The 14,183-nt window shown below is 56.2% G+C and carries 13 protein-coding genes and 1 other annotated feature; of the genes, 11 read left to right on the forward strand and 2 right to left on the reverse strand.

What is annotated here, in order from left to right; all coding sequences use genetic code 11:
• Window positions 1-27: 27 nt before the first annotated feature.
• A complete protein-coding gene (locus N685_RS0108655) occupies window positions 28-615 on the reverse strand; it encodes a tRNA (mnm(5)s(2)U34)-methyltransferase (protein ID WP_031407580.1) in 588 nt (195 codons plus the stop codon).
• Here N685_RS0108655 and N685_RS19550 point away from each other — a divergent pair.
• The 10 genes from N685_RS19550 to N685_RS0108715 all read left to right on the forward strand — a co-directional run bounded on the left by N685_RS19550 (window position 609) and on the right by N685_RS0108715 (window position 10,877).
• A complete protein-coding gene (locus N685_RS19550) occupies window positions 609-944 on the forward strand; it encodes a hypothetical protein (protein ID WP_156961384.1) in 336 nt (111 codons plus the stop codon). The genes N685_RS0108655 and N685_RS19550 overlap by 7 nt on opposite strands.
• Before the next feature lie 61 nt (window positions 945-1,005).
• Window positions 1,006-1,269, forward strand: a complete 264-nt coding sequence (locus N685_RS0108665) for a YtzC family protein (protein ID WP_031407582.1) — start codon at window positions 1,006-1,008, stop codon at window positions 1,267-1,269.
• An 89-nt stretch (window positions 1,270-1,358) separates the two neighbouring features.
• Window positions 1,359-1,523: a hypothetical protein gene (locus N685_RS0108670; RefSeq protein ID WP_031407584.1), complete on the forward strand. Its 165-nt coding sequence runs from the start codon at window positions 1,359-1,361 to the stop codon at window positions 1,521-1,523.
• Between the two features lie 279 nt (window positions 1,524-1,802).
• On the forward strand, window positions 1,803-3,002 hold the full coding sequence (locus tag N685_RS0108675) for an MDR family MFS transporter (RefSeq protein ID WP_031407585.1): 1,200 nt from the start codon (window positions 1,803-1,805) through the stop codon (window positions 3,000-3,002).
• Between the two features lie 68 nt (window positions 3,003-3,070).
• Window positions 3,071-3,291, forward strand: a binding site (T-box leader).
• 81 nt (window positions 3,292-3,372) lie between these two features.
• Window positions 3,373-5,790 (forward strand): leucine--tRNA ligase, encoded by a 2,418-nt coding sequence (leuS, locus tag N685_RS0108680; protein WP_031407586.1) that lies wholly within the window; start codon window positions 3,373-3,375, stop codon window positions 5,788-5,790.
• A gap of 153 nt (window positions 5,791-5,943) precedes the next feature.
• Window positions 5,944-6,258, forward strand: a complete 315-nt coding sequence (locus N685_RS0108685) for a rhodanese-like domain-containing protein (RefSeq protein WP_031407587.1) — start codon at window positions 5,944-5,946, stop codon at window positions 6,256-6,258.
• 527 nt (window positions 6,259-6,785) lie between these two features.
• Entirely contained in the window at window positions 6,786-8,060 is a 1,275-nt protein-coding gene (locus N685_RS0108695) for a helix-turn-helix domain-containing protein (protein ID WP_031407589.1), read from the forward strand.
• A gap of 15 nt (window positions 8,061-8,075) precedes the next feature.
• Complete coding sequence (locus N685_RS20150) at window positions 8,076-8,204, forward strand: hypothetical protein (protein ID WP_256371102.1); 129 nt, start codon at window positions 8,076-8,078, stop codon at window positions 8,202-8,204.
• A 403-nt stretch (window positions 8,205-8,607) separates the two neighbouring features.
• Complete coding sequence (locus tag N685_RS0108710; RefSeq protein WP_031407591.1) at window positions 8,608-10,248, forward strand: M4 family metallopeptidase; 1,641 nt, start codon at window positions 8,608-8,610, stop codon at window positions 10,246-10,248.
• A 449-nt stretch (window positions 10,249-10,697) separates the two neighbouring features.
• Window positions 10,698-10,877 (forward strand): sporulation protein Cse60, encoded by a 180-nt coding sequence (locus N685_RS0108715; RefSeq protein ID WP_031407592.1) that lies wholly within the window; start codon window positions 10,698-10,700, stop codon window positions 10,875-10,877.
• Window positions 10,878-11,029: 152 nt separating this feature from the next.
• Here N685_RS0108715 and N685_RS0108720 read toward each other — a convergent pair whose 3' ends face one another.
• A complete protein-coding gene (locus N685_RS0108720; RefSeq protein WP_031407593.1) occupies window positions 11,030-12,340 on the reverse strand; it encodes a BaiN/RdsA family NAD(P)/FAD-dependent oxidoreductase in 1,311 nt (436 codons plus the stop codon).
• Window positions 12,341-12,452: 112 nt separating this feature from the next.
• On the opposite strand from N685_RS0108720, the gene N685_RS0108725 reads away from it, so the two are divergent.
• Window positions 12,453-14,078 carry a putative polysaccharide biosynthesis protein gene (locus tag N685_RS0108725; protein WP_031407594.1) on the forward strand — a complete coding sequence of 542 codons (1,626 nt, stop codon included), beginning with the start codon at window positions 12,453-12,455 and terminating at the stop codon, window positions 14,076-14,078.
• Window positions 14,079-14,183 lie beyond the last annotated feature (105 nt).

Genomic DNA, 14,183 nt, shown 5'->3' on the forward strand with positions numbered 1-14,183 from the left:
AGCGGTTTGTTGGTGAACCGGACGGAATCAGGCGCCTCCATCTGCCCGATTCTCAAGCGCAAGCAAAAACGGCGGGTCGTTTTGCCGATTGATGAATTCATATTTCAAAGCGTGGACGCGCCGTTGATCAAGAGAGCGGACGTAATCAAGGAGCGCGTCGCGTTCGCGCTTTCCTTCGGGATGACCATGGTAGACGACAAGGACGATGACGCCGCCCGGCTTCATGACGGAAAGCAGCTGGCGGACCGCTTCGATCGTCGATTCCGGCTTGGTGACGATCTGTTTGTTGCCGCCTGGCAAATAGCCGAGGTTGAACACGGCGCCGGCGATCCGCCCGTGCACGTCAGCGGGAAGTGCGTCAAGCAGTTCACTGTGGCTTCGTTCCAACAGCGTCGCCCGCTCGCGCAGTCCGTGTTCGGCGAGGCGGGCGGACGCCGCGGCGATGGCTTCGCGTTGGATGTCAAAACCGAAAACATGGCCGCTGCCGCCGACGCGTTCCGCGAGATAGACGGTGTCATGACCGTTGCCGACCGTCGCGTCAACGGCGATGTCGCCTTCATGGACCGCTTGGTCGAGCAAAAAACGAGCAAACGGCAAAATGTTCATCAATGCCATCGGTTGGTCCTCCTTGCGATCGTTTTATCGTTGGCGCTGGCACGGATGGCAGGCGGCATCGTTGTTCTTCCGGCTTGGCCATCCGCTGCGCCGGAGCGACGAAAAGCTTTGAGTGGATCGGACGGAACGAAGGCGCCGATGTTGGCATTGTAGCAAAAACAACAGGGAAAATCGACTGCAGACCGTCGAAATGGCGTTGGCAGTCTCCAACCGTTGCCGCAGAGACAACGGCGAACATCGACGACCGAAGGGCATTTCATCGAGACCGGGTCGGCCGATTGCCGTCCATACAACAGCGGCGATCGACCGCCTGCCAATCATTGGCGTGATACGACTGCCGCGGGCGGCGCATAGTAAACATGAGGGAACATGATGAAAAGGGGTGAACACATGGCGACAAGACAATCGGTTGAAGAGTTTTTGCAGCGGTGTGAAGATGTGATCCGCTTTGCGAAAGAACAATATACCGAAGCGCAAAAGCAGGAGCATTACAACATCACTGAATATACGAACGCCCAGCAAATGCTCGAGCAAACGGTCCTTGATTTAGCGCACCTCGCCCGCAGCTGCAACGCCCAGCAGCGCGAACAGCTGCACCGGATGCGGCTCCAGCTTGAGCAGCTGCAAAACGAAATGATCTTGCTTGACCGCTGAGACGAGCGGCAATTGAAAGCCCCGCCATTCACACCCGCCAAAGGGAAAGCCAAGAACGACGAGGAAACCGAAGGGAGGAGGGACACGACATGAAGCGACGCCTCAAGCAAACCAACCCGGAACAAAAAACGCGCAACGGCCAAAACAATAACGATCTCGAGCTCGGTCAAGATTTCGACCCGGTCAAGCTGGCGAAAAAGCAGTACGAACAAACGGGCGGCCAGCCGATCCGCTCCAAGCAGCGCAATGGGTGAGTCATGCCGAACGATGGGGCGGCCATCAAGCCGCCTCTTTTTTCTGTAAACATCACGCGTGGGTGAGCCGTGATGTTCATGCCAAGGTGGAGAACAAGGCCTGCTCATGAGTGGTTTCCATGAACATCACCCGTTGGTGAGTCGTGATGTTCATGCCAAGGTGGGCAGTACCGTTTGCTCATGGATGTTTTTAGGCGCTTTTTTGATTGCTTTTTTTCCTGTTTTCCCCTACAATTATTTCGGGAATCAAAAGAAAAGCGATGAAAAGGATGATGACCGATGCCCCGCGCTCTTTGGTGGCTGCTCGTCGGTATGGCGCTCAATGTAACAGGGGCGTCATTTTTATGGCCGTTAAATACCATTTATTTGCATGAACAACTCGATCAGCCGCTCGCGGTGGCGGGAGCGGTGCTGATGCTCAACTCCGGCGGCAGCGTCATCGGCAGTCTGGTTGGCGGTGTTTTGTTTGACCGGATCGGCGGGTTTCGCGTTTTGTTGGCCGGAGCGGTGTTGACGATGGCCGCGCTTGCGGGGTTGAACGTTTGGCACGGCTGGCCGCATTATGCGGTGTTTTTGGCGCTTGTCGGCATCGGCAGCGGCGTCGTCTTTCCGGCGGCGTCGGCGTACGCCGGGGCGATTTGGCCCGAAGGGGGGCGGTGGGCGTTCAACGCCTTGTATGTCGCGCAAAATATCGGCGTTGCCGTCGGTTCGGCGCTTGGCGGGTTTGTCGCTTCGTATTCGTTCTCGTTCGTGTTTTTGGCCAATCTATTGCTTTATGCGGCGTTTTTGGCGATCGTCACGGTCGGATTGCGGCGCATCCCGCTTTTGCCCCCGGCGCGAACGAAACGGCCGGCAGAAGCGGAAAAAGTGCCATCCCGTGCCGTGGGCTGGGCGCTCGCCCTCCTTTGCGCCGGCTATGGACTATGTTGGTTAAGCTATGTCCAATGGTCGACGACGATCGCCGCCTATACGCGCGAGCTCGAGATACCGGTCGGGCAGTACAGCTTGCTTTGGACGATCAACGGCGCGTTGATCGTCTTGGCCCAGCCCGTGCTGTCGCGGGTGATCCACCGCTTCATGCCGGGGATGAAACGACAAACGGTGATCGGGTTTGCCATTTTCGTCGTCTCGTTTGCGATGCTGTTTGGCGCCGATTCCCTTGTTGAGTTTGCCGCCTCCATGGTGGTCCTCACCATCGCCGAAATGATCGTCTGGCCGGCGATTCCGGCAGTGGTGAACGAATTGGCGCCGCAAGGGAAGGCTGGGTTGTACCAAGGCATCGTCAACGGTACGGCCACGGCCGGACGGATGATTGGACCGGTCATCGGTGGTTGGATTGCTGACGCCTTCGGAATGAAGCTGCTCATTGGGCTGCTCGTCGCGTTTGCCCTGTTGGCGGTGGCCGCATCACTTTTGTACGACCGCTGGCTGCCGAGGCCGACGGAAAAGGCGGGAGAAAAAACGGCTGCGACCATATAGGTTTCAACTTGCAATTGATCGACAAATTTTTTAAAATAATAATAAGTTTGCCATTCGAAACAACAAAGCGAACAACGGTGAAGAGGAGCAGTAGCGGGCTTGACGGACGGCAGAGAGTTGACGGATGGTGCGAGTCAACCGAAGTCGGCCCGTGAACTCGCCTCGGAGTTGCCGGCGTGAACGGTCATCGACAGCGCCGGCCGTCCATCCGCGTTAAGGAAGAAAGCGGGTGCGCCATGTGCGCGCCAAAAAGGGTGGTACCGCGGGAAGCGCGCCTCTCGTCCCTTTGCGTGGGGATGGGAGGTTTTTTTGTACATACTTTCGTCCATGATGCAAGTAGAAGTAGAATCTTGATAGGAGGAGTGCTGCGATGAGCTTCAACCACCGCGAAATCGAAAAAAAATGGCAGGACTATTGGGAGAAAAACAAAACGTTCCGCACGCCCGATGATGACGACAAACCGAAGTTTTACGTGCTCGACATGTTCCCGTATCCGTCCGGCGCCGGCTTGCACGTCGGCCATCCGGAAGGGTATACGGCGACCGACATTTTGGCGCGCATGAAGCGGATGCAAGGGTACAATGTCCTTCATCCGATGGGCTGGGACGCGTTCGGGTTGCCGGCCGAGCAGTATGCGCTGGATACTGGAAACGACCCGGCCGAGTTTACGCAAAAAAACATCGACAACTTCCGCCGGCAAATTAAATCGCTTGGCTTTTCGTACGATTGGGATCGCGAAATTAACACGACCGATCCGAACTATTACAAATGGACGCAGTGGATTTTCTTGAAACTGTACGAAAAAGGGCTTGCGTATATGGATGAGGTGCCGGTCAACTGGTGTCCGGCGCTCGGCACGGTGCTGGCGAACGAGGAAGTGATCAACGGCCGGAGCGAGCGCGGCGGGCATCCGGTCATCCGCAAGCCGATGCGGCAATGGATGCTGAAAATCACCGCGTACGCCGACCGCCTGCTTGAAGATTTAGAGGAGCTCGACTGGCCGGAAAGCATCAAGGAGATGCAGCGCAACTGGATCGGCCGCTCGGAAGGAGCGGAAATCGAGTTTGCCGTCGACGGCCATGACGAGACGTTCACCGTCTTCACGACCCGTCCGGATACGCTCTTTGGCGCGACGTACACCGTCTTGGCGCCCGAGCATCCGCTTGTGGAGAAAATTACCACGCCGGAGCAAAAGCCGGCCGTTGACGCCTATTTGAAAGAAATTCAAAGCAAAAGCGACCTTGAGCGCACCGATTTGGCGAAAGAAAAAACGGGCGTGTTCACCGGCGCGTACGCCATTCATCCGGTCACCGGCGAGCGGCTTCCGATTTGGATCGCCGACTACGTGTTGATGAGCTACGGCACCGGGGCGATCATGGCCGTGCCGGCGCACGATGAGCGCGACTACGAGTTTGCGAAAACGTTCGACTTGCCGATCAAAGAAGTCGTCGCTGGCGGCGATATCGAAAACGGGCCGTACACCGGCGACGGCGAGCATATCCACTCCGAGTTTTTGAACGGCTTGAACAAGCAGGAAGCGATCGATAAAATGATCGCCTGGCTTGAGGAACACGGCAAGGGGCGGAAAAAAGTGTCGTACCGGTTGCGCGACTGGCTGTTCAGCCGCCAGCGCTACTGGGGCGAACCGATTCCGATCATCCATTGGGAAGACGGGACGATGACGCCGGTGCCGGAAGAGGAATTGCCGCTCGTCTTGCCGAAAACGGATGAAATCCGTCCGTCGGGAACGGGCGAGTCGCCGCTCGCCAACATCGACGAATGGGTCAACGTCGTCGACCCGAAAACCGGGAAAAAAGGGCGGCGCGAAACGAACACGATGCCGCAATGGGCCGGAAGCTGCTGGTATTATTTGCGCTACATCGACCCGCACAACGACAAGCAGCTCGCCGATCCGGAAAAGCTGAAAAAGTGGCTGCCGGTCGATGTCTACATTGGCGGGGCGGAGCACGCCGTCTTGCACTTGCTTTACGCCCGCTTCTGGCATAAGTTTCTCTATGACCTTGGCATCGTGCCGACAAAAGAGCCGTTCCAAAAGTTGTTCAACCAAGGGATGATTTTAGGCGAAAACAACGAAAAAATGAGCAAATCGAAAGGCAACGTCGTCAACCCGGACGACATCATTGAAAGCCATGGGGCCGACACCTTGCGGCTATACGAAATGTTCATGGGGCCGCTGGAGGCGTCGATCGCTTGGTCGACGAAAGGGCTCGACGGGGCGCGCCGCTTCCTCGATCGCGTCTGGAGACTCTTTGTCACCGAGAATGGCGAACTGAACCCGAACATCGTCGACGAACCAGCGAACGATACGCTCGAGCGCGTCTATCACCAAACGGTGAAAAAAGTGACGGAAGACTACGAAGCCTTGCGCTTCAACACCGCCATTTCGCAGCTGATGGTGTTCATCAACGAAGCGTATAAAGCGGAGCAAATGAAAAAAGCATACATGGAAGGGTTCGTCAAGCTCTTGTCGCCGGTTTGCCCGCACATCGGCGAAGAACTGTGGCAAAAGCTCGGCCACACGGACACGATCGCCTATGAACCATGGCCGACGTATGATGAAACGAAGTTGGTCGAGGACGTCGTGGAAATCGTCGTGCAAATCAACGGCAAGGTGCGTTCGCGTTTGCACGTGCCGGCCGACTTGCCGAAAGAAGCGCTCGAGGAGCGGGCGCTCGCCGATGAAAAAATCAAAGAGCAGCTTGCGGGCAAAACGGTGCGCAAAGTGATCGCCGTCCCCGGCAAGCTCGTCAATATCGTCGCTAATTGATGAAAAAGCGGCCGCCCGCCTTGAGACGGCGCACGCGGCGTCAAGGAACGATCATCTTGAACCAGCTTCCGCATAGCCAGCGCAAGCGGGGAGGAATCGACGCCTTCCCCGCTGCCTTTTGTCGAAAAAGCGAGAGAAAGGGGTCGATCTGCCATGGAAGAGATCAAGGAAATCACGCCGGCGGAAGTGAAGGAAAAACTCGAACGCGGTGAAAAGCTGAACATTGTCGATGTGCGTGAAGACGAGGAAGTCGCTCTCGGCATGATCCCCGGCGCGAAGCATATCAAAATGGGCGACATCCCTGCCCGGCTTGCGGAATTCGACCGCAACGAAGAATACATTTTCGTCTGCCGCTCCGGACGGCGGAGCGAAAACGTCTGCCGCTACTTGCAAGAGCTCGGCTACCGCGTCCGCAACATGACCGGCGGCATGCTGGAATGGGAAGGAGAAACGGTGCCGAAGCGATAAGCGTTTCCGGCTCGAAGGACAGAGCATGGCGGGCCGTCATCTCAGTGATTCTGTTCTGCGAAAATCCCACATCGGTGAGTCGGGATTTGGCAAAACGTTGCCCATGGACCTTTTCCGTCAAGACTAAAATGCCGGGAAGCGTCAGCGGATGGGAAACGGATTCATCCGAACAGCCCCGTTCAGTCAAGAGGCAAAGGAATGGTTCGCTGCCGCCGGCCTTTTCAAGCGTCGGCGGCTTGCGCTTCTCTGGTCCGCCTGCGGGGGAGAAGGCTAGTGATTCAACAAGAAGGCGGCTCCCATGCCGCTTCTCAAATGGAGAAATCAAATAGGGAAACTTTCTGAATGTTGCTCTTCTCGCCGCTCAAGAAATGGTGGATTGTCGCCGGCCTTGCACGAGCGAAAAAGCGTCCCAGTTTTTTGGGGCGCTTTTTCCATTTTGTTTTAGTACCAAAGTGTGATGCAAGAAAAAAAGGAAGGGATATAATTTTCGGTAAAATCAGACAATTGTTCAAAGGAGGATCTCCCTGTTGAAACTCGGCGACCGCTTGAAATTCGCCCGTCTGATGAAAGGCCTGACCCAAGAAGAAACGGCTGAAGGCATTATTTCGGTTTCTTATTTATCAAAAATTGAGAACAACCAAGTCATCCCGAGCCAAGAGGTGCTCGAATGGCTGTTTCGGCGGCTCGACATCCGCCCCAGCGGAAACGACACAACGCCTTCGTGGTTCGAATGGGTGATGTCGTGGTACAAGGCGATGACAAGCCGTGATAAACCTGCCGCGCAGGAACTGTATGAAGCGGTCAAAGAGCGATGCGAGCAGTCTAGGGATGCCGAAGCCATGATTTATTTTCAGCTGATGCGGATCCGGTATTTTCTGCTTCTTGGTGACAAAAAGGGGGCGGAAACGGCGGCGCAAAGCGTGCGGGACTGGTATGGGTCGTTCAGTGATGACATGCGTTATTATTATTGGAAGTTTTTTGGGCTTTTATATTATTGTCAAGAAAAATATGACGACGCTTTGCATTGTTATCAAAGGGCAGAACAGTGGTTGAAGGGAGAATGGAAAACGAGCGGAGAAGAGGCCGATTTGGCTTACTTGTTGGCGCTTGCATGCAGCCGTCTGTGGAAATGGTTCCGATGCCTTCATTACGCCGAGCGAGCGCTGGCGCTCAGCCAGGTGGAATACGACTTGCGGCGGAGCGCCGAATGCCATGTGTTGTTGGCGATTTGCTACCGGCGCTGCGGGGAGATCGACAAAGCGGTTGACCATTGCCTGTTGGCCCAAAAGGCGGCGAGGATGGTGGACGATCGACGGCTTCTCGGGATTGTGGAACACAATCTCGGCCATTTGAAAGGAATGAAACGCCAATATGGCGAGGCGGTGCAACATTACGAGAACAGCTTGATATATAAAGCGGACGCCCCGCTGGATGCACGGCTCATCACGCTGTTGTCGCTCATGCGCGTGCATTGTGAGGCCAAGCATTACCGCAAAGCGTGGATGGCCGTCGAGGAGGGGTGGAAACAGCTCGAACAAGCCCCTAACGGCGCGTCCGAGCATTATGAGTATTATTTGCATTTTTCCATTTACCGGCTGCTTTTGAGCGGAGAAGACGAACCGTTGGAGCGGCTGCTCAAACAAGAGGCGATTCCCTATTTCCAAAAAAAGAAGGAGTATGACGACGCATCGTTGTATGCCGAATATTTGGCGGATTGTTATATGCGGAGGCGCCAATACAAGCAGGCGGCCCAATATTATCAGCTAAGCTGCACCCTCTTGCGAACGCAAGCCGGTGTTTGAAAGGAGGTGAAGCTTGTGAAAAAGCGGGTCATCGTGATCGTCGCTCTCGCCGTCCTTGGCCTCGCTTCGGCTTTTGGTCCGGGCATCGGGGTGAAAGAAGCGGCTAAAGATGAGCATCCGCCGCCGACGGTGATCGCCCAATAAAAAGAACGCCGGATGAACGCTTTGCCTGTCTGCGTCGGATGAGGCGGCCTTATGGCTCTTTTGATCTTCTTCGAACCGATCCGTCCCCTGTTTTCGTCATGGTGCGAAAGCGGGGATGAGTCGGTTTTTTTGTTTCAGCCGCTGAAAGACGTCTTTCAGAAATCCGTTGACTCAAGCGAAAAGGATGAGTCTTTTGGTTTAGCAGCCCCCGCTGCCGGCCGGGTTTCACTCTGGCTGTTTTGTCGCAGGCAGAAAGCCGCAAAGAGAGAAAAACGGAAAATAGGCTGCCGGATCAGGCCGTATGTCGCCCAATCATTTTCCCAATACCGAATCAACCAATGTTAAGATAAAATTTTGATTGAAAGGAATAATCAAACTATTAAAAAAGAAAGGGGTGAAGGGAATGAACAAACGGGCGATGCTTGGCGCGATCGGGTTGGCGTTTGGATTGATGGCTTGGCCGCTCGGCGCTTTGGCGAAGGAAAAATCCGTGGTATGGGACGAACAGTGGAAGACGCCGTCGTTCGTTTCAGGCCCGCTGTTGAAAGGCCAAGAGGCTCCAGAAGAATTGGTTTACCGTTATCTCGATCAAGAGAAGAATACATTCCGCCTTGGCGGACAAGCCCGGGAACGGCTGGCGCTGATCGGCAACCAAACGGACGAACTCGGCCATACGGTCATGCGGTTTGAACAGCGTCATCACGGCATCCCAGTGTATGGCGCCGTGCTTGTTGCCCACGTCCATGATGGTGAATTGTCCTCTTTGTCGGGCGCGCTCATTCCGGATTTGGATCAACGAGCATTGAAGACAAAAGCCGCCCTTTCTGTTCAACAAGCGGAAATGATCGCGGAACAAGATGTGGCCGATACGGTGACGAAAGAACGGCCGGCGGGCGAGAAGGAAAAACCAACGCGGCTTGTCATCTATCCGGATGGGGAAACCCCGCGTCTCGCCTATGAGGTCAATGTCCGCTTTTTAACCCCTGTCCCAGGCAACTGGATCTACATGATCGATGCCATAGATGGAAAAGTGTTGAACAAATGGAATCAAATGGACGAGGCGAAGCCGGGCGGCGGGCAACCGGTCGCCGGCACGTCGACGGTCGGCGTGGGCCGCGGTGTGTTGGGAGATCAGAAATATATCAATACGACGTATTCCTCGTATTACGGCTACTACTATTTGCAAGACAATACGCGCGGCAGCGGCATTTTTACGTATGACGGACGAAACCGCACCGTGCTGCCCGGCAGCTTGTGGGCCGATAGCGACAACCAATTTTTCGCCAGCTATGATGCGGCGGCTGTGGATGCTCATTATTACGCCAGCGTCGTGTACGACTACTACAAAAATGTGCACGGCCGTCTGAGCTATGACGGCAGCAACGCCGCCATCCGTTCGACCGTCCATTACGGACGCGGCTACAACAACGCGTTTTGGAACGGCTCGCAAATGGTGTACGGCGATGGAGACGGACAGACGTTTTTGCCGTTTTCCGGCGGCATTGACGTCGTCGGGCATGAGCTGACCCATGCGGTGACGGATTATACGGCCGGGCTTGTTTACCAAAATGAATCCGGCGCCATCAACGAGGCGATGTCTGACATTTTCGGCACGCTCGTGGAGTTTTATTCCAACCGCAGCCCGGACTGGGAGATCGGCGAAGACATTTACACGCCTGGGATCACCGGCGATGCACTCCGCTCGATGTCCGATCCGGCGAAATACGGCGATCCGGATCATTATTCCAAGCGGTACACCGGCACGCAAGATAACGGCGGCGTCCATACGAACAGCGGCATCATCAATAAGGCGGCGTATTTGCTCAGCCAAGGCGGCACCCACTACGGCGTGAGCGTCACCGGCATCGGCCGCGACAAAATGGGGAAAATTTTCTATCGGGCGCTCGTCTACTATTTGACGCCGACGTCAACCTTCAGCCAGCTGCGCGCCGCCTGCACTCAGGCTGCCGCTGACTTGTACGGCTCGACAAGCCAAGAAGTGAACTCGGTGAAACAGGCGTTCAATGCCGTAGGAGTCTATTAAACTCGCTGCAGCTGGAACAGGAGATAACGCAGCCTCTATATAGATGCAACGAAGAAGTTTAACATCTCCTTGACGGAAAAGCGGTTTGTCCATTTTCGACTGTCGAAGGCAAGCCTGTGGCTTGCCTTCGTCACGCCAAGGCGTGACGGAAGACCGAACAACCGCCTGCTTCACAGACCCATATATGGGTCTGGAAGCGGCGTGGTTCGGTCGCCCGACAGTCGATCCAATCTCGGTAAAAGCGGCAAATGGGACAGCTTCTTCAAATGGCATCTATAGAAAACCTCCCTTCAGTGCGGCAGGAGTCGATTAGACTCGCTGCAGCCACCGCCGATGAAAGCTGCCGGCTGCATGGAATGCGCCCTGGCCTTTGGGGCGCGTTTTTTGTTGCGTCGGGCAGGACTTTCCCTCTCCTTGTGGAAAAGGAAAAAGAAAACGGGGGGAGCGCCATGTACAAAGTCAAAGTGTTTGACAAGGAACATGAAAAAGATTTGGAAGCAGCGGTCAACGACTTTTTAGCGCGCCTGAAAGACGGGCAATTGATCGATGTCAAATACAGCGTCGCGGCGATGGAATCGGAAGGCGAGCAAATTTACTGTTTCTCTGCCATGGTCATTTACCGGGCGTGATCGTTTACATGGACTAAGACGCCGGATCGTTGAGGCGTTGGCGCCCACATCCGTTTCACGCGGCAAAATGCGGCCACCGCTTGCCTTGAAGACGGGAGCTGCCGAAATGTCGGCGGACGGCCCGGAGCGCCCGAGCGGTATGAGGACAGCAGTCAATCCGCTGCGTTCTCCTCCGCAGGGCTGTTGGTCTCGCTTTTTTCCGCCAATGCATAACGGGCGGCGTTCACGCCGGCGAGCCGCCCGGTGACAAGGGCAGCGGTGATGTTGTAGCCGCCTGTGTAGCCGTGAATGTCCAAAATTTCGCCGCAAAAGTAAAGGCCGGCCATGCATTTGGAGGCCATCGTTTTCGGTTCAATTTCTTTGACCGACACGCCGCCGCCGGTGACGAATGCTTTCTCGAGCGGCAGCGTGCCGTGGACGCAAAAGGTAAATTGTTTGCATTGCTGGATAAACGCCCGAAGCGCCTCATGGCCGACCGTTCCGGCAGAGGCGTGTGGGTCGATGCCGGCCCGCTCGAGCAAAAAGACGGCGTACCGCTCGGGAAGCACCGTTTTGGCGATCGTTTTGACCGCCTTTTTCGGCTCTTCTTTGCACAGTTTGGCGAGATGTTGAAACAGCTCTTCCTGCGTCATGTCCGGCAGCGCATCGATGCTCATTTTGACCGCGCCGTCGGGGGCTTTTTTCAGCGCTTTGACGACAAACTGGCTGCAGCGGAGGGCGGCCGGGCCGGAAATACCGAAGTGCGTAAACAGCATGTCCATCCGGTGGGTGATGATCGGCTTGCCGTTCGGCTTTAAGACGCTTAACGCGACATCGCGCAGCGACAAGCCTTGCAGCGTCCGCTCTTTGATGAACGGCTCATGCGAGACGATCGGCACTTCGGTTGGAAACAATTCGGTCACGGTGTGACCCGCTTTTTCCGCCCACGGATAGCCGTCGCCCGTTGAGCCGGTTTGCGGCACCGATTTGCCGCCGACGGCGATGACAACCGCACGGGCGTGGATCGTCTCTCCGCTTTTCAGCGTGACGCCCACTGTTTTTCCTTGTTCATACAACACGTCCGCCACTGGCGATTCAAGCCGGACGTCGACCCCAAGCCGCGATAGTTCGCGAACAAGCGCGTCGACGACCGACTGGGCGCTGTCGCTTTTCGGGAACATGCGGCCGTGGTCTTCCTCTTTGAGCGGCACGCCGAGCCGCTCAAAAAAGCGGATGATGTCTTCATTGTTGAACACCGAGAAGGCGCTGTACAAAAAGCGACCGTTGCCGGGAATATGGCGGACGATTTCCTCGACCGGCAGCCGATTTGTCACGTTGCAGCGGCCGCCGCCAGAGATGGCGAGCTTGCGCCCGAGTTTCGTTCCTTTTTCCAACAAGAGCACCTTCGCCCCTTCTTCGCCGGCGCCGATGGCCGCCATGAGCCCGGACGGGCCGCCGCCGATGATGACGACGTCGTATCCCATATCCATTCCACCCTTTCTTTTTACGCGTGGATGAGATTTTTCGTTCCATTGACAACTATGGTAAAATAGATACGTTGTGATTTTCAACGTCCATGGCTAGGGAAGGGGTCGTATGTCAACATCGAAACTGTTGCGCGGCACGTTTATTTTAACGGCCGGCGTGATGATTTCTCGCCTCCTTGGTTTGTTTTACGTCATCCCGTTTTACCATCTTGTCGGCGAACGCGGCGGGGCGCTGTACGGATACGGCTATGTGCCGTACCAAATTTTTTTGAGCTTGGCAACCGGCGGGCTGCCGGTGGCCGTGTCAAAGTTTGTGTCGAAATACAACGCGCTTGGAGAATACGGCGTCGGCTATCGGCTCTTTCGCTCCGGCCTCCTCTTGATGGTGGCAAGCGGCATCGCCTCATGGCTCATTTTGTATGCCTTGGCCCCCGTCTTGGCGCCGCACGTCATCGACGCGAAAACGAACGTCAACTCGGTCGACGACGTCACGGCCGTCATCCGCGCGGTCAGCTTTGCGCTCCTGATCGTGCCGGTGATGAGTTTGATCCGCGGATTTTTCCAAGGCCATGAGTCGATGGGCCCGACGGCGCTGTCGCAAGTCGTCGAACAAATCGCGCGCATCGCTTTTTTGCTTGGAGCGTGCTACGTCATTTTGCGCCTGATGGATGGCTCGATCGTCTCCGCCGTGAGCGCGGCGACGTTTGCCGCGTTTGTCGGCGCGGCGGCCGGGCTTTTGGTGCTCCTTGTCTACTGGTGGAAGCGGCGTCCGTATTTGCAGTCGCTGCTTGCGCGCGACCGCGGCGAAGCGGACGTGCCGCTTTTGGCGATGTATAAAGAACTGCTTCTTTCTTCAATTCCGTTCGTCTTTGTCGGCTTGTCGATGTCGCTGTACCAGCTTGTCGATCAGTTTACGTTCAATCACGCGATGGCGGCGGCGGGCCGCGGGAACATCTCGGAGCACGCGTATTCCGTGTTCAACATGTGGGCGCAAAAGCTCGTCATCATTCCTGTGACGCTCGCGACATCGTTCAGCTTGGCGCTCATCCCGACGATTACGAAAGCGTATGTCGCGCAAGACCGGAAAGCGTTGCGGCAATATTTGAACCAGACGTTTCAAGTGCTCATGTTTTTAACGCTCCCGGCCGTCATCGGCATGGCGGTGCTGGCAGGGCCGGTGTACAGCTCGTTTTACAGCTATGATCCGCTTGGTGAACAGGTGCTGCGCTGGTATGCGCCGGCGGCGATTTTGTATGCGTTGTTTTCTGTGACGGCGGCGATCATGCAGGGCATCAACGAGCAGCGATTTACGGTCGTCAGTTTGACAGCCGGCTTGCTTGTGAAGCTTTTGCTCAACACGCCGCTCATTATGAAAGGGTCGGCCGTCGGGGCCATTGTTGCCACGATGGCGGGCTATTTCGTCTCCGTGGCGTTCAACTTATGGGTCATTCAGCGCCGGACGCGCTACCGCTATCGGTTTGTCGCCCGTCGAACGGCGTTTATGGCCATCTTGACGGCCGTGATGTCAGCGGCGGTTATGGGTGTCCAGGCGTTGACGGCCCGATGGATCGATTACCGCGCCGGCACCGTTGAATCGGTGGGTGCTGTTGCCATCGGCGCAACGGTCGGGGCAGCCGTCTACTTGTTTCTCAGCATCCGCTCCGGGTTGTTTTCCGCGCTGTTTGGCGACCGGTTCACGTTTTGGCGCCGGAAAGAGAAAAAGGCGGTATCGTAGACGGGGATGGCATGGAGGACCAGCCGTTGACCGGACGGTCGTCTCCTAGACGCGGCTCGTTTAGGCGGGGAACCCGGCGGACGGCGCTTCTCCTGAACGTCGCGG

This window comes from Geobacillus vulcani PSS1, assembly GCF_000733845.1.
Lineage (GTDB): Bacteria > Bacillota > Bacilli > Bacillales > Anoxybacillaceae > Geobacillus > Geobacillus vulcani.